The organism is Sanguibacter sp. Z1732, from assembly GCF_051020515.1.
Taxonomy (GTDB): domain Bacteria; phylum Actinomycetota; class Actinomycetes; order Actinomycetales; family Beutenbergiaceae; genus CALKWS01.
This window is the reverse complement of sequence record NZ_CP194857.1, coordinates 3,175,680-3,191,219: the sequence shown is the minus strand read 5'-3', so window position 1 is coordinate 3,191,219 and position 15,540 is coordinate 3,175,680. Positions and strand designations below refer to the sequence as shown.

Sequence of the window (15,540 nt, the reverse complement as noted above, 5' to 3'; positions counted from 1 at the left end):
CGGTATCGGTTGTGCCGGTTCAGTTGGCCGAGCCCCGCGCGGTTGCCACCACGGTTGCTGCCGCCCGGCCGACGATGTCATCGACGGGACCGGGACCGTCGTCGTCGATCACGTCCTGAAGGTCGCTGCCCAGGGCGGCGAAGGAGATCATCCGGTCGTCGAAGTCCAGCACCCCCACGTCGTGGCGGATGCCGATGATCTCCCCGGTCTTGTGCCGGCAGAGCACGTCCGGGCCCAGGCGGGCGGGCATGCGGGAGTTGAACTGCTGGCGCAACAGCATGTCCAGGGCCAGGGTGCGCAGGTGAGGTGGCAGCAGGTCGGCGCACAGCGCGTCCAGCAACAGGGCTTGGTCGGCGGCGGTGGTGGCGTTGCGGCCCGGCAGGTGGGTGTCCATCAGGGTGCGCTGGATCTGCGTGTCGTGCATGCCCCACCGGGCCAGGTGCTGGGCGATGCGGTCCAGGCCGAGCAGGCGGATCAGCATGTTGGTGGCCTCGTTGTCGCTCACCACGATCATCATCTCGGCCACTTCGGCCACGGTGAGTCGCTGCACCGAGGGCAGGTGCACCAGCACGCCGCTACCGCCCACGCGTTCCTCGGGTACCTCCAGCACCTGCTCGAGCGTGAGCTGGTCCTCGGCCACGTCCTGCAGCACCATCAGCAGCACGGCCACCTTGATGGTGCTCGCCGGGGTCGTCACCCGGTGGGCCTCGACCTGGGCGATCACCTGCCCGGCTTCCCGGACCGCGAAACTCCAGTGTCCCGGCGCCTCCCGGGCGATCGTGGTCAGGTGCTGCTGCAGTGCGTGCTGGTTCTTCTCCGGCCACGTCGTCATGTAGACCTCCTCCGGCCAGCCATCCTGTCGCATGAGTGGGCTCGAGGTTCCCGGGGCACGCGGGGCGGGGCCCACATGAGCCACGTCCTGCGACGGCGCGTGTGGGCACGCGCCCGTGCGACACAGCCGCGCCAACCTTGATCCATCGCAATCAAGGCCTGCGCCTTACTCACCATTCGGTGCAGTTCCACAGTTCCGGTTCGGCCGGCGGCCTCGCCAGCCCGGCACCGACCGCGACTTCCGCCCCACCCCGGCCGGGTACGTCCCGAACCCGCTGATGACGATGCCGCACCCATTACCTACTTCTCCTCGCCGGCCGAGCGACACCGTCCAGGCGCCCGGTTCAGATCAGCGGTCACCGTCGTCCGGAAACTCCCTTGCACCATCGTCCTAGTTGTGCGACCGTCCTACTTGTATATCTGTGCAACTAGAGACTCTGAGGGAGAGATCCATGCTCGATGCGCCACCCCACCTGGCCGGACGGCGCGAGTGGGCGGGCCTCGCCCTGCTCTCGGTACCAACGGTGCTGTTGGGACTCGATGTCACGGTGCTGTACCTGGTGGTGCCGAGCATGGTGGCGGCCTCGATCCCTCCACCACCCAGACGCTGTGGATCATGGATGCCTACGGGTTCTTCATCGCCGGGTTCCTCATCACCATGGGCACGCTCGGGGACCGGATCGGCAGACGGCGTCTGCTGATGATCGGGATGACAGCGTTCGCACTCGCCTCGATCTTCGCGGCCCTGGCCCCGAACGCCGAGTTGTTGATCCTGGCCCGGGCCCTGCTGGGCATCGCCGGCGCGACCCTGATGCCCTCGACGCTGTCGCTGATCTCGAACATGTTCGCCGATGCGCGTCAGCGCGCGCTGGCCATCGGGGTATGGGCCACGATGTTCGCGGTCGGGATGGCTGCCGGTCCGGTGGCCGGCGGCGCCATGGTGGACGCGCTCTGGTGGGGCGCGGCGTTCCTGCTCGCGGTTCCGGCCGCCGTCCTCGTCCTGCTCGGCGCCCGCAGGGTGCTACCCGAGTATGCCGACCCGGCTGCGGGGCGGCTGGACCTGGCCAGTGTCGCGCTCTCGCTCGCGCCATCCTTCCGGTGATCTACGCCGTCAAGCACACCGCCGTTCACGGCCCCGAGCTGAAGTCGGCGTTCCTCCTGGCGGTCGGTGTGATCAGCGGGACTGCGTTCGTTCGCCGCCAACGTGGTCTGCGCGCTCCCCTGCTCGACGTCAGCCTGTTCAGCAACCGATCCTTCTCCGCCGCCCTGGTGGTGCTCCTGGTCGGCCTGATCGGCGTCGGAGGAACCATGTACCTGGTGACCCAGTACCTGCAGTTGGTGCAGGGCCTCACACCTTTCGTGGCTGGCCTCTGGATGGGACCTCCCGCGCTGGCCATGTTCGCCGCTGCCATCGGCGCACCATTCGTCGCCAGGCGCCTCCGACCCGGGTCGGTGATGGCGCTCACGCTGGGCCTGTCCGTGATCGGATACGTGCTGCTCACTATCGTCGGCAGCGGCGACGGAGCGTGGGTGGTGGTCGCATTCGCGTTCGTCTACTTGGGCCTGGGCGCCATCAGCGCGCTCGGCACGGACGTGGTCGTCGGTTCTGCCCCGGCCTCGAAGTCCGGCTCGGCAGCGGCGATGTCGGAAACCGTCATGGAACTCGGGATCGCCGTCGGCGTCGCCCTGCTGGGCAGCCTCACCACAGCACTCTACGCCGCGAGAATGACCGCGCCGCCCGGGACCGCACCGCAGGTCACCGACGGCCTCACCGGCAGCCTCCCGGAGGCACTGGCCCTTGCCGACGAACTCTCGGCCGATGTCCTTGTCCGCGCGCAGGAGACGTTCACGAGCGCGATGAACGTCGCGGCCGCCACGGCGGGATCAGCGATCATCCTCGCGACCCTCCTCTGCCTGGTGGCGCTCCGGCACCTCCCCCCGCTCGGCCAGGAGCAACGTGTCGAGGCCGATCAGCGGTGAGATGCCACTACCCTGTAGACCAGAGGTGAGGTGCATGGGAGCGGACGAGGAACGCCACATCGATGGACGGCTTGCCCGGGGCAGCAAGCGCCGCGCCCAGATCATCGAGGCGACCCTAGCCGTCGTCACTCGTGACGGCGCGTCGGGGGTCACCCACCGCACCGTCGCCGCGCAGGCGGACATCACCACCAGCCTCATCACCTACTACTTCGTCACCCTGGATGACCTGCTCGTTGCGGCCCTGGCCAGCGTCGCCGACACCTATACCGAGCACATCCGCGCCATCATCGATGGCCCGGGCGACAACCTCCACGGCCTGGCCCAGTTGATCGCCGACTCCGCCGGTCCGGGTCGTGACCGGGCATTGGCCGAGCGGGAACTGGCCACCATGGCGGCCCGCCGGCCCGCACTTGCCGAAGTGTCACGCCGGTGGCGCGAGAACGTCGCCGAACTCGGCGCCACCCTCACCGAGGATCCCGAGGCGATCGCCGCCCTCGTGGCCACCTCGGACGGCCTGTGCACGGCCGTCCTCATCGACAACGTCCCAGCCGATCCCGAGTACATCCACCGGCTGTTGCGCCGGGCACTGAACCCGGCGCGGGCGACGGCGGCGGGGTGAACCCCATCGCCCCGACAGCCGGTCGATCTAGGCGTTGACTTCGGTCAGCGTGCCGTCGGTGACCGAGTAGACGAACCCGCGGACCCGGTCCTTGTGTGGCACGAACGGGTTGGCGGCGATGCGGGCCAGGGACTGACGCACGTCGTCGGCAGGGTCCCGGAAGGATTCCGGTGCCCATGGCGGCCGGATGCCGGTGTCGGCCTCGATCTGAGCTTTGAACTCATCGTCGGTGAACGTGAGCATCCCGCAGTCGGTGTGATGGATGAGGATGACCTCCCGCGTGCCGAGCAGGCGCTGGCTGATCGCGAGGGAACGGACCTCGTCCTCGGTGATGACCCCGCCGGCATTGCGGATCACGTGGGCGTCCCCTTCCTCCAGGCCGAGCAGGCCGTAGGGATTCAGCCGGGCGTCCATGCAGGCAACGACGGCGACCTGACGCCCTGGCGGCATCGGCAGGTCACCCTTGTCGAACGTTGCGGCATAGCCTCCGCGTTGCGGAGCAGGTCGTCGGTGACAGTCATGCCTCGGTCCTTTCGCGTCCGTGGGTCGACATCGGTGGTCAGCGCCTCCTCAGCCATTTTTCACCCGCGGTGACGTCGCGGGTCGTCACCCGCCCAGGAGTCTCGCGTACCGGGACGCGGCGAGCACCTCAACACCGAGGAGTCCCCCTGCCGTACACCTACCGTATCGCGCGAGGGGGGCCTTGCCGCAAGACCCCCTCCGTGCCGCAGAATGCGGGGTCCCGAGCCGAGCCCATGCCCCTGTGACCTGTGGAGTTGACGCGTGCCCACCACCCGGACCGACATCTTCGACCTTTCCGAATCCAGGACCGCCAAGGCCGATCCCGCCCTCATCGGCACCGACCAGACGCGGTTGCGGATCATCGCGGAACGCCTGAGCGAGCAGGTCACCGCCACCTCCGACCAACTCGCGACCGAGCGTAGGTCCCCCGGCGGTGGTGGCCAAGCGGCGTTGGAGCGCGATCAGCGGGTGCACCGGCTAACCACCCGACTCAGGCTCCTGCACCGGTACGGGATGGACCTGTGCCTGGGCCGGATGGTGCGCGCTGGCGATACCGGTCCGGTCTACATCGGCCGCATCGGCCTGACCGACCAGAGTGGCGAGGTCCTGATGGTCGACTGGCGCGCACCGGCGGCAGAACCGTTCTTCGCCGCCACCCACGCCAACCCGATGGGGCTGACGAGCCGGCGGCGCTACCGCTGGAGTGCGGGGAGGATCACCGACTACTGGGATGAGGTCTTCGCTCCCGGTGCGCTGCAGGGGCACGCGGCCCTGGATGATCAGTCGGCCTTCATCGCCAGCCTGGGGACGAGCCGCACCGGAGCGATGCCCGATGTGCTCAGCACGATCCAGGGCGACCAGGACGCGATCATCCGGGCCGGATCGCGCGGCCCGCTCGTGGTCGACGGAGGACCCGGCACCGGGAAGACGGTGGTGGCTCTGCACCGGGCGGCCTACCTGCTCTATTCCGACCCCCGGCTGGGCGTTGGTAGTGGCGGAGTGCTGGTGGTCGGCCCGCACCAGCCCTACCTGTCCTACGTCGCCGATGTGCTGCCCAGCCTCGGGGAGGAGGGTGTGCTCACCTGCACGCTGACCGACCTCGCCGGTGCGCGCGAACACACCCCGGCAGAGAGCGACCCGGTGGTGGCCGGCCTGAAGGCCTCGGGGCAGATGGCCGGGGCGATCGAGAAGGCGGTGGCCTTCTACGAGCAGCCCCCCACCGAGTCGCTGGAGGTGTCGACCTCGTGGGCCGACGTCCAGGTGACCGATGTCGACTGGGCGGAGGCCTTTGCTGCGCCGGATCCGGGCACCCCGCACAATGAGGCCCGCGAACACGTGTGGGACGCGCTGGTGCAGTTCCTGATCGATCAGCACGATAGTGAGGTGCCCACGGACCTGGTACGCCGGGAGGTGTCCCGGGATACCGAACTGACCGCCACGCTGAATCACGCGTGGCCGCTGCTCGGTGCCTCGGACCTGATCGGCGATCTCTGGTCGGTTCCGGCTTACCTACGCTTGTGTGCCCCGTGGCTCGCTCCAGAGCAGATTCGCGCGCTCCAGCGCCAGGACCCGCACGCCTGGACCCAGTCCGATCTGCCGTTGCTGGATGCGGCGCGGCACCGGCTCGGTGAGGCAGGTGATGCTCGACGCCGGCGGCGACAGTCAGCGGCCGCCCAGGCGGAACGTGACCAGATGGATGCCGTCGTGACCGAACTCATCGCCGCCGATCACGACGGCGAGAGTGTGATGACGATGCTGCACGGGGAGGACCTGCGCGACGCGTTGGTCCAGGACGCGGCCGATGGCGTCGCCGGTGCAGACCGGCTCGCCGGACCGTTCGCACACATCGTGGTCGATGAGGCGCAGGAGTTGACCGAGGCCCAGTGGCAGATGCTGCTTCGCCGGTGCCCCTCACGTAGTTTCACCATCGCGGGCGACCGTGCCCAAGCCAGGGACGGGTTCACCGAGTCGTGGTCCCAGCGCCTGCACCGCGCGGGCTTGGGTGAGGCCAGGATCGCGACGTTGAGACTCAACTACCGCACCCCGGTCGAGGTGATGTCCTATGCCGAGCCGGTGATCCGGGAGGTGCTTCCCGATGCCAATGTGCCCCGCTCGGTGCGCAGCAACGGTCTGCCGGTGCGGCACGGACATACCTCGGAACTACAGGCGATCCTGCAGGAGTGGGCCGCCGCTCACGCCGAGGGGGTCGGATGCGTCATCAGCACACGTCCCCCTTCCCCTCCCCTGCCCCGCAGGGTGCAGTCCGTGACTCCCGAGTTGGCCAAAGGCCTCGAGTTCGACCTGGTGGTGCTGATCAACCCCGAGGGGTTCGGCATCGGCGTGCAGGGCGGGGTGGACCGCTATGTCGCGATGACCCGCGCGACCCAGCAACTGGTCGTTCTCACCGACTCCGCAGCCTGACCCGGCGTAAGCACCTCAGGCCGCGGCGGCGGCCAGGCGAGCGGGGGTGTCGTCGTCGAACTCGGCGAAGAACTGCCCGACCCGCTCGGTGAGTTCGTTCATGCCGTCGCAGGCGAACAGGATTGGTTGGTACTTGCTGATGTCGTAGTCCAGCGTGGCCATCAGATGGAAGTCGAGCGGGCGCACATCCGCGCCGCGGAATTCCTCGATCTCCCCGTAGGAGGACAACAGGCCGGCTCCGTAGCAGCGCAGTTCGCCGTCTTCGTACATGACCCCGAACTCGATGGTGAACCAGAACACGTCGGCAACGTACTGCAGCCCATTCTCGGTCTCACACCGCCGGGCCGCCTCTCCGGCCAGGCGCTTGACCTCGGCAACCTGCGGGGAGGCGAGCAGGTTCCCGTGGCCGACGACCTCGTGGATGATGTCCGGTTCGGGTGTGTACAACGGTTGGGAGGAGTGCCGGAGGTACTGGGTGGAGTGAAACACCCGATCCGCCAGGGACCCGTAGAAGACGTCCAGGGGCACCAGCCCGGCGGCCGGATGCAGCCGGAAGCCGGTGAGCCGCTCCAGGCCGGCTGAGACCTCGTCCAACTGCGGCACCCGGTCGGTGGGTAGCCCCAGCGCTTCCTTTCCCTCCAGGAAGGCCCGCACTGCGAGGCGTTCATGCTTGGGTGCCAGCTCCGCGCAGACCCGGGCCCAGATCTGGTTCTCCTCATCGGTGTAGTCCACCTGTGGGATCGGCATCCCGGGCTGCCAGGTCATCACCGGGGCAGCGATCTCATTACGACGACGGCGGTACTCCGGATCGTTCACGCCGGGGTGGTTATCGGCCAGGTGCACCTGGACACCGTTCTCATCGGTGGTCACGGGGGCGTAGAGCTGTGCTTCTTCGAACATGTCGCCGTTGTACCCCGATGTGATGTGAAGCACCACCAGATCTTGCGTAAAGTATCGAAAGTGGGAACACGTGTACCCATCGATGAGGTGGATCGACAGATCCTTACATCGCTGCGCCTGGACGGTCGCCGCACCTTCACCGACCTGGGCCGGGAGTTGGGGCTGTCCACGCCTACGGTCAAACGTCGGGTGGACCGGCTCGAGGCGCGCGGGGTGATCCGCGGATATGCGGCGGTGGTGGATTCCACGATCAGCGGTCAGGGTATCGAGGCGATCGTGGAGGTCTACTGCGCCGAGCGCACCGCTCCCCGGGACGTGCTGGCCGCTGTGCAGCACCTGCCAGAGGTGCTCAGCGCCGTGACCGTCTCCGGTGATCCCGACGCGGTGCTGCGCGTCCAGGTCGACGGCGTCCGGCACCTGGAGCGGGTGGTGGAGAACCTGCGCCGCCACGAGATGGTGATCCGCACCCGCACGATGGTGATCCTGTCGGTGTTGGTCGACCGGCCCACGGGTCTGAACGGGTCCTGACCCGGCCGAGCCCACCGGCTCCCGAAGGGGGCAGCCACGAATTTGCTGATGAGACCCCTGGTCCGGGAGGTTCCCGCTAGCATCGGAACCGGGAAGGCGGACCAGGATTCGGTCGGACCCTGCAGGCGAAGGCGAGGTGCAGGTGGTGGCCATGGGTGCCATGCTTGAACGCGACGCCGCCCTACGCGCACTGCGCAGGACCGTCGACGTCGCCGCCGACGGTCGTGGATCGGTGGCCATCGTGGCCGGTGAACTCGGCATGGGCAAGACGATGCTCGTGTCGAGTTTCGCGCCCACGACCGATGCCGAGGTCTACTGGGGCACTTGTGATGATCTGTCCACATCCCGACCATTCGGGCCGTTCTGGGATATCGCCGCGCAGGCGCCGTGGGGTTTACAGTCCATGCTCGACGCCGGCGACCCTCCGTATCGACTGCACACCCGGGTTCTGGAGGAGCTGGCCGCCGCCGAGCGACCGACGGTGATCGTGATCGAGGACATCCACTGGGCGGACGACGCCACCATCGATGCCATCACCGTCCTCGGGCGCCGCATCGCCGACCTGCCCGCTGTGCTCGTGCTGACATTGCGATCCGGAGAGGCAGCCCCCGACCACCCGGTGCAGTCGGCGTTGGGCGTGCTGCACCGTGTCGCCGCGGTGCGTGTGGAACTGCCCCCGTTGTCACGTGCCGCCGTGGCCAGGCTCAGCGGCGAGGAGAACGCCGACTGGGTCTATGACGTGACCGGCGGAAACCCCTTCTTCGTCACAGAGTTGGTCGCTGACCTTCCCGGTGATCTGCCGCAGTCGGTCACGAGTGCGATCCTGGGGCGCTGTGCCCGGCTCGATCCGTCTTCACGCCATCTGGTTGAACTGGTCTCGGTTGCGCCGACACGTCTTCCTATCGCCGCCCTCGACGCCGCCCTGCCGGAGTGGACGGCAGCAGCGGAGGCGCCCGAACGTCTTCGGCTGTTGACCCTCGAGCCGACGCACGTGCGTTTCCGGCACGAACTCATCCGTCGCGCGGTCCACTCGAGCCTGACCGCCACCCGCCGACGTCACCTGCACGCGCAGGTCCTGGAAGCGCTGCTGGCCACCGGAGGCGCCGCAGCCGACATCGTTCACCATGCAGAGGCAGCCGGGAGCACCCACGCGGCTGCCTCGCATGCCCTGGCCGCGGCGCGCGAGGCGACCGCACTGGAATCACATCGCGAGGCGTTCGAGTACTACCGCCGCGCCGCTGAGTTCGCCCACGAGTTCCCCATCGGTGACCGGGCCGGCCTGTACGAGGCGTACGCCGAGGAGGCATGTCACGTCGGAGACCTGAGCGAAGCATTCAACGCCTCGGACCGTGCGATCGCGTTGCACCGCGAACACGGCGACGTGCGTGGGGTCGGGCGGTGCAAGACCGCCCGGGCCCGCTTCAACTGGTTGGCGGGTGACAGCCGTGCGGCCTGGGAACAAGCCCAGGGCGCAATCGCGGTGCTCGAGCCGCTCGGCGCCACCACCGAACTGGCCTCCGCGCACAGTCAACTGTGCGACCTGGCCACGCGCTCCGGGAACTCCGAGCAGACGCAACGGAGCGGCCACCGCGCCGTGCGACTGGCGAGGCCGAGGAACTGGGCAACGAGGACGCCAGATGGCGCGCGCTGGTCGCGATGGCGGCGATGGGTATGCAACTCAACCCAGCCGAGGCGGGCACCCTGCACGGTGTGATCGACGGTGCGCGCCGGGCCGGAGCGCACGACACGGTCATGAACGGCCTGGTTGCGCTCGCCTTCTTCAATCTGTGCTGGGTACAACCTGAGGCGGCGCTGCGGAGTATCACCCAGGGCCTAGCCCTGGTGGAGGAGCGTCAGCGCGACGTCTTCAAGGACCACTTCGAGACCCTGCTCGCCTGGCTGAAGGCACGATCGGGCTACTTCGATGAAGCCCGGGCACTGGCCGAGCGTGTGATCGGGCGACGGGCCAGCAGTACGATCGCAGGCCTGCAGGCCCAGACCGTACTCGCCGAGGTAGCCGTCCGTCGCGGCGACGATGACGCAGCCGCACGCCTGAGCGACCTGATCGCCCTCGTAAACGAAGCAGGCGAACCCAAGTTGTCGGGTCCGGTCCTCGAACTCGAGATCGAGTGGGCCCTCACCCACAGTCGCCATCCCCCGGTGGGCAGGACCGAACAGGTCCTGGCAACGATCGCCAAGGAAGGTGCAGAAGGAGGTTTCCTCGGCGCTCGCCTCGCCGCCTGGGCCACGATCGTGGGGGTGCCTATTGTGTTTCGCGGGGTCGCGCCCCGGCCACACGCCGCCATGATCCGGCGAGCGTGGCCCGAGGCCGCCCAGGCATTCGAGGCGCGCGGCTGGCGCTATGACCAGGCCTTGCTGCTCTCCATGTGCGATGACGAAGCCGAGTTGGCTACCGCGGTGCGCATCACGCAGAGGTTGGGTGCGAAACCGCTGGAGGCGCACCTGCGCCGCAAGATGCGTGCCCACGGCATGACCGTGCGGCGTGGCCCGATTCGTTCCACGCGCGCCAATCCAGCAGGACTGACCGAGCGGCAGGCCGAGGTGCTGGCGCTGCTGGCACAGAATTTGACCAACGCCGAGATCGGTGCCCGACTGGCGCGGTGTCACAACGGACCATCGAGCACCACGTGGCTGCCATCCTGACCGGACTCGCCGTCGACAACCGACGCGCGGCCGTACGCCGCGCGATCGACCTAGGGGTGTTGAGCCCTTCGCCTGAGTAGTCCGCGCACAGCAGGTCCCGAGATATGGGTGGGGCCGCCCGGAGAAATAGGGGCGAGGCACCGATGCGCGGTCACGGTGGACTTCGTAGCGTCGGGTGCCCACACACTCGCGGAGGGAGCCACACGTGACTACCACGACCGACAATGGCATCGACGTCGAGCGCCTCGTCGCCACGATCGATGCGATCAAGGAAGACCCCGGATTGGCCACGTTCACGTTCCGGGCACGGAGCAACTGGGAGGAGGGCACCCACAACATCGGAGAGATCTCCACGTTCACCCACGCAGGGGAGACCGACGAGAGCCGCTCGGCGTCGTTCGTGCTGCACGGTGACGAGCCACCGGTCCTGCTCGGCTCCAACAAGGGGGCCAACGCGGTCGAACTGCTTCTGCAGGCCCTCGCCTTCTGTTACGCCGTCGGATACGTCGCGAACGCGGCAGCCCAAGGTATCCACATCACCCGGATGGAGTACGAGGTGGAAGGCGAACTGGACGTGCGGCCCTTCCTCGGTCTCGAGGGCGCCCGGCCCGGATTCACCGCGATCCGTGCGCATGGCCGGGTGTCGAGCCCCAATGCCAGCGAGGAGCAACTGCAAGGGCTGTGCCAGTACGTACAGGACACCTCGCCGGTGCGCGACTGCCTCGCCAACGCCGTCCCGGTCGAGACCACCCTCGACGTCATCTGAGGAGCGGACATGAGCACTATTCGCCAAGCGCGCATCGACGTCGATGAGTTGACCACCCGGGTACAGGCGATGTACCGGTCGGTGGCCCAGGATCCCGACTCCGAGTTCCATTTCGAACTAGGTCGGCAACTCGCGGACCGGCTGGGGTATCCGGCCGAGACTCTCGATCAAGTTCCCACAGGGGCGGGGCGGTCGAGTCGTTCGCCGGCGTTGGGTACTTCTTCTCCCTCGCCGATCTCGGTGAAGGAGAATCGGTCATCGACCTGGGATCGGGGTCGGGGATGGACTCCTTCTTCGCTGCCGTGCAGGTCGGCCCAGGCGGACAGGTCGTCGGCGTCGACATGACACCCGAGCAACTGGACAAGGCCGAGCGACTGCGAGCGGCTGCGGGATTCGGCCAGGTCACCTTCCACTCCGGAAGGATCGAGCAAGTGCCGTACGGAGACGGCAGTTTCGATGCGGTCATCTCCAACGGCGTGATCAACCTTGCGCCGGACAAGCCACGGGTCTTCGCCGAGGCCGCCCGCGTACTCCGACCCGGGGGCCGCTTGGCCGTGGCGGACATCGTCACCGAAACCACGCTGACCGATGCCATAGTCGACGACGTCGAACTGTGGGCTTCGTGTATCGGTGGCGCCCCCCAGCAGGATGCCTACCTCGCCGCCATTGAGGACGCAGGCCTGCGGGTCGAGATGGTCACGACCAACCCGTACCGGTTCCTGTCCGACCAGGCACGTGGCGCGAGCGACCGGTTCGGCGTCAAGAGCGTCTGTGTCCTGGCCCGTCAACCCGAATAGCTCCAGCCCGGCATCCGGTGCGACGCGGGGGTCACCGCAGTGGCCCCGCGTCAGGTGACGCCTCGCCCCCGGCCTCGTCCGTACGCTGGGCTCTATTGAGCGCGGCAACCCGGGCGACGGCCAGGGCGATTCCGGTACCGGTGGCCACGGTGAGCCAGGCGACGAGCTCGGGCATGGCCGGGACCAGTAGGCGCAGGGGAAACACACGCCCGCTAGCGCCACTGATCAGCAAGGGCAACGCCGCCAGGAGCAGCGCCGGGATGAGCAACCGGAGGATGCCGAGCCAGCGCAGCCACCTCGGATCCCGGGCGCGACGATGCGCCCACCGGTCCCGACGACGGATGCTGCGAACTCGCAGTAGCAGGCCGATGATCATCCCCACCGCAACGAGTCCGATCAACCGCCAGTGGGTCTCTACGTGGGTTGGTCGCGGTTCGCCGACCAGGAGGGCGAGGAGACCCTCCTTGATACGCGTGACGTCACCGAAGGCATGGTTGGCGTTGGCGAGCAGAACAATGCCGTGTCCAGTCTCGGGCAGCATCACCTGCTCCGCATAGAACGTCATGAAGACGCCGGTGTGTTCCAGCGCCGGCTCCGCGCCGAAGGCGGTGGTCTCCCAGCCCATCGCATAGGTGGAATCCACGTACGAGGGGGGACTGTGCGCGAGTTGGAGGCTGTCGGCTGCCAGAACGCGTGGGCCATGGGCGGCGCCCGCATTGCCATGCACCGGCAGCCACCGGGCGAGGTCAGCAGCGGTCGTGACGATTCCGCCGGACCCTGCCACGTACCCGTCCGGTTCGGCACGGGGCACGGCCGCCCCGAACAGGACGACGTGACCGTGCGCGAGGCTCGGCGTCGCCGATACCGCGTCCTCGGCCCGGGTGAGGCTCACCGTGTCGACCATCCCCAGCGGTGTGAAGATCTCGCGCTCCAGATAGGAATCGAAATCCTCCCCGCTGGCCACTTCGACCAGCCGGGCGAGGACGTCGTAGTTGGGGTTGAAGTAGGAGAAGGTCTCCCCCGGACCCGTGCTGAGCCTGGCATCGGACATATCGGCGACTCGTTCGGCAGGACTGTACTGATCGAGCCGCCACAATCCCGGAAATCCCGGGTCGCTCAGGCCGCTGGTGTGGTGCAGCAGGTGGCGGACGGTGATCCTTCCTGCAGCCGAGTCATCGGCGAGAGTGAAGTCCGGCAGGTAGCGACGCACCGGCTCGTCCAGATCCACCGCGCCCCGCTCTACCTGCTGGAGCACGGCTACCGCCGTGAACGCCTTGCTGAGCGACGCCACGCGCATCGGCGTGTCCGCCGTCATCGGCCGGCCCCCGCCGGCGGTGCCGTATCCGCCGAGGTGCACCACGTCCTCTCCCTGGGTGACCGCCACCGCCAGACCGGGCAGCGGGCTCCGGTCCACCTGGTCCTGAAGGTAGGCATCGACTTCGGGAGAGATCGACTGCGCAACGGCGGACGTGGGCGATGACACGCCCGCGGGCGCCGCCACCACGAGTGCGACCACGAACAGGATTGCGCCGGGCGGTCGCCGGCGACCGCCCGGGCAGCGGCTCATCCGCTCATCGTCGCTCATCCGCTCATCGTCGGTCGTGCGCCCGACGGCGGTCCCGCGGTGGGCAGCGGGACTTGGGTGGGCCCAGAGGGACTCGAACCCCCGACGCCCGCGGTGTAAACGCGGTGCTCTAACCAACTGAGCTATGGGCCCTGGCAGACCAAGGTTACCGCTACTCGCCCGCACCGGTGATCTCGACCTTGCCCGCCAGCAGTGCTTCCACGTCCACCCCTGCCTCGCGCAGCATCGGCAGCAGGACGGACTCCTCCTTCTCCATCCGCAGTGCAAACAGCAGCACCAGGCTGCGGGCCGCGAGCGCAGCCTGCAGTCCGGTTCCCGCCCGCTCCATATGCTCGATCAGGGCCAGGATCGCCTTGTGGTCCAGATCCAGGGCGGCGACCAACGCATGGGCTCCGACGCCGCGGGCAGTCCCGTGCAGTACGGTCTGCTCCGCCTCCATGTGGCCGGCCACCTCTCCGCGCAGGTAGCGAACAAAGGCATCACGTGCACCGGTGAAGTCCGCACCGGTCGAGACCGTGCGAATGAGTTCGGCCTCCAGGATCGTCAGTTCGGCCCACAACTCGCTGTGGTGCTCATGGGCAGCATCGGTCATCGTGCCCAGAACCTGATCGGCATCCGGGATGGGGTCAGACACTGTCATCGCCTCCTCGGTCTCGGCTGGTATCGCTCACCTATTCTGACAACTGGGGTTGTATTAATGCTAGAGGGGCCGCGTCGAACCGGGCTCAGGTGCGCCGGTTCACCTTCGGCTCCGGTAGCGGCGGCTCATGTTCGGAACCCTCCCGCTCCAGCAGTTCCAGGGCCTCGGCAATCGCCCGGTCGAGTTGCGGATCGGTGTCACCGAAGAAGTCGCCCGGAGTGTGTTCGACCTCGATATCGGGGTCCACACCGTGGTTCTCCATGCCCCAGCCCTTGCCCTTCATCCAGGTCGCATACCGGGGCTGCGTGACGGTGGTGCCATCGACCAGGTCGAAGCGGCCATCGATGCCGACCACTCCGCCCCAGGTGCGCATCCCGACCACCGGCCCGATACCCATCGCCTGGGCCGCGGCGTTGACGATGTCGCCATCCGATCCGGAGTGCTCATTGGCCACCAGCACCACCGGGCCCCGGGGTGCGTGCGCCGGGTAGGTGCTCGCCTTGGCATAGTGACGGCCAGTACCCCAGGAGACCACCTTGGCGGCCAGCCGGGCCACCACCAGTTGGCTGGTGTGCCCGCCACGGTTGTACCGCACATCGGCGATCAGGGCCTCGGCTCGGCTGGCAATCCGCAGGTCACGGTGCAGTTGCGCCCATCCGTAACTCATCATGTCCGGCACGTGTAGGTAGCCGAGGCGCCCGTCGGTGTGTTCGGCCACATATTCGCGCCTGGACCGGACCCAATCCTGGTAGCGCAGTACCTCCTCATCGCCCAGGGGCACCACCACGACCCGTCGGTCCGAGCCGTCGCGCCGCAGGATCAACTCCACCGGCTTGTCCGCCGCCCCGACCAGGCCGTGCGCCGGCCCGGCCCGGCGGTCCACCGGTCGACCGTCCACCGCCACGATCACATCACCTGCGCGGGCATCGACCCCGGCTGCCCGCAGGGGTGAGCGCGCCTCGGGCTCACTGGACTCTCCGGGCAGGACCCGGTCGATCCGCCAGCCATCCGCGGCCGGGGACAGGTCGGCGCCGAGCAGTCCCAGTTTGCGCTCCTGCGCTCCGGGCGGCTCGGTGGGCATGACGTAGGCGTGGGAGGTGTTGAGTTCGCCCACCGTCTCCCAGAGCAGGTCCACCAGGTCATCATGGCTGCGCAGCCGGTCCACCAGGGGCCGGTACCGCGCGACCACACCGGCCCAGTCCACCCCGTCCATGTCCGCGCGCCAGAAGTGATCGCGCATCAACCGGGCGTTCTCATCGAACATCTGCTGCCACTCGGCCGCCGGGT

Annotated in this window: 15 protein-coding genes and 1 tRNA gene; 9 read left to right on the top strand and 7 right to left on the bottom strand. The window is 68.2% G+C overall.

The window, feature by feature from the left end; translation table 11 throughout:
• Positions 1-19 precede the first annotated feature (19 nt).
• On the bottom strand, positions 20-832 hold the full coding sequence (locus ACRRRO_RS16690) for a serine hydrolase (protein ID WP_424796023.1): 813 nt from the start codon (positions 830-832) through the stop codon (positions 20-22).
• A gap of 396 nt (positions 833-1,228) precedes the next feature.
• On the opposite strand from ACRRRO_RS16690, the gene ACRRRO_RS16685 reads away from it, so the two are divergent.
• The 3 genes from ACRRRO_RS16685 to ACRRRO_RS16675 are packed head-to-tail and all read left to right on the top strand — an operon-like array spanning position 1,229 to position 3,430.
• On the top strand, positions 1,229-1,933 hold the full coding sequence (locus tag ACRRRO_RS16685) for an MFS transporter (protein WP_434080611.1): 705 nt from the start codon (positions 1,229-1,231) through the stop codon (positions 1,931-1,933).
• On the top strand, positions 1,930-2,811 hold the full coding sequence (locus ACRRRO_RS16680; RefSeq protein WP_434080610.1) for an MFS transporter: 882 nt from the start codon (positions 1,930-1,932) through the stop codon (positions 2,809-2,811). The genes ACRRRO_RS16685 and ACRRRO_RS16680 overlap by 4 nt, the downstream gene beginning before the upstream one ends.
• A gap of 34 nt (positions 2,812-2,845) precedes the next feature.
• On the top strand, positions 2,846-3,430 hold the full coding sequence (locus ACRRRO_RS16675) for a TetR/AcrR family transcriptional regulator (protein WP_424796021.1): 585 nt from the start codon (positions 2,846-2,848) through the stop codon (positions 3,428-3,430).
• A 27-nt stretch (positions 3,431-3,457) separates the two neighbouring features.
• Here the strand turns inward: ACRRRO_RS16675 and ACRRRO_RS16670 are convergent, their stop codons facing one another.
• The gene (locus ACRRRO_RS16670) at positions 3,458-3,880 is read right to left on the bottom strand and encodes a beta-class carbonic anhydrase (RefSeq protein ID WP_434080609.1); all 423 of its coding nucleotides are present in this window, start codon (positions 3,878-3,880) and stop codon (positions 3,458-3,460) included.
• 333 nt (positions 3,881-4,213) lie between these two features.
• On the opposite strand from ACRRRO_RS16670, the gene helR reads away from it, so the two are divergent.
• Positions 4,214-6,373: an RNA polymerase recycling motor ATPase HelR gene (helR, locus tag ACRRRO_RS16665; protein WP_424796019.1), complete on the top strand. Its 2,160-nt coding sequence runs from the start codon at positions 4,214-4,216 to the stop codon at positions 6,371-6,373.
• 15 nt (positions 6,374-6,388) lie between these two features.
• On the opposite strand, the gene ACRRRO_RS16660 is transcribed toward helR, so the two are convergent.
• A complete protein-coding gene (locus ACRRRO_RS16660; RefSeq protein ID WP_434080608.1) occupies positions 6,389-7,309 on the bottom strand; it encodes a phenylalanine 4-monooxygenase in 921 nt (306 codons plus the stop codon).
• 24 nt (positions 7,310-7,333) lie between these two features.
• Between ACRRRO_RS16660 and ACRRRO_RS16655 the strand changes: the two genes are divergently transcribed.
• The 5 genes from ACRRRO_RS16655 to ACRRRO_RS16635 all read left to right on the top strand — a co-directional run bounded on the left by ACRRRO_RS16655 (position 7,334) and on the right by ACRRRO_RS16635 (position 12,028).
• On the top strand, positions 7,334-7,801 hold the full coding sequence (locus ACRRRO_RS16655; RefSeq protein WP_424786127.1) for an Lrp/AsnC family transcriptional regulator: 468 nt from the start codon (positions 7,334-7,336) through the stop codon (positions 7,799-7,801).
• A 151-nt stretch (positions 7,802-7,952) separates the two neighbouring features.
• Positions 7,953-9,515 carry an ATP-binding protein gene (locus ACRRRO_RS16650; protein ID WP_434080607.1) on the top strand — a complete coding sequence of 521 codons (1,563 nt, stop codon included), beginning with the start codon at positions 7,953-7,955 and terminating at the stop codon, positions 9,513-9,515.
• Complete coding sequence (locus ACRRRO_RS16645) at positions 9,473-10,465, top strand: hypothetical protein (protein WP_434080606.1); 993 nt, start codon at positions 9,473-9,475, stop codon at positions 10,463-10,465. Before ACRRRO_RS16650 ends, ACRRRO_RS16645 begins: the two co-directional genes overlap by 43 nt.
• 205 nt (positions 10,466-10,670) lie before the next feature.
• Positions 10,671-11,231, top strand: a complete 561-nt coding sequence (locus ACRRRO_RS16640; protein ID WP_424796016.1) for an OsmC family protein — start codon at positions 10,671-10,673, stop codon at positions 11,229-11,231.
• Positions 11,232-11,488: 257 nt separating this feature from the next.
• Positions 11,489-12,028, top strand: coding sequence for a methyltransferase domain-containing protein (locus ACRRRO_RS16635; RefSeq protein ID WP_434081600.1), 540 nt, complete (start codon positions 11,489-11,491; stop codon positions 12,026-12,028).
• A 31-nt stretch (positions 12,029-12,059) separates the two neighbouring features.
• Here the strand turns inward: ACRRRO_RS16635 and ACRRRO_RS16630 are convergent, their stop codons facing one another.
• The 4 genes from ACRRRO_RS16630 to ACRRRO_RS16615 form a co-directional block, all read right to left on the bottom strand.
• Positions 12,060-13,613 (bottom strand): serine hydrolase domain-containing protein, encoded by a 1,554-nt coding sequence (locus tag ACRRRO_RS16630; protein WP_424796014.1) that lies wholly within the window; start codon positions 13,611-13,613, stop codon positions 12,060-12,062.
• 58 nt (positions 13,614-13,671) lie between these two features.
• Positions 13,672-13,745 (bottom strand) — tRNA-Val (locus ACRRRO_RS16625).
• Between the two features lie 19 nt (positions 13,746-13,764).
• Entirely contained in the window at positions 13,765-14,253 is a 489-nt protein-coding gene (locus ACRRRO_RS16620) for a hemerythrin domain-containing protein (RefSeq protein ID WP_424796013.1), read from the bottom strand.
• An 85-nt stretch (positions 14,254-14,338) separates the two neighbouring features.
• A complete protein-coding gene (locus ACRRRO_RS16615) occupies positions 14,339-15,493 on the bottom strand; it encodes a PDZ domain-containing protein (RefSeq protein WP_434081599.1) in 1,155 nt (384 codons plus the stop codon).
• Positions 15,494-15,540 lie beyond the last annotated feature (47 nt).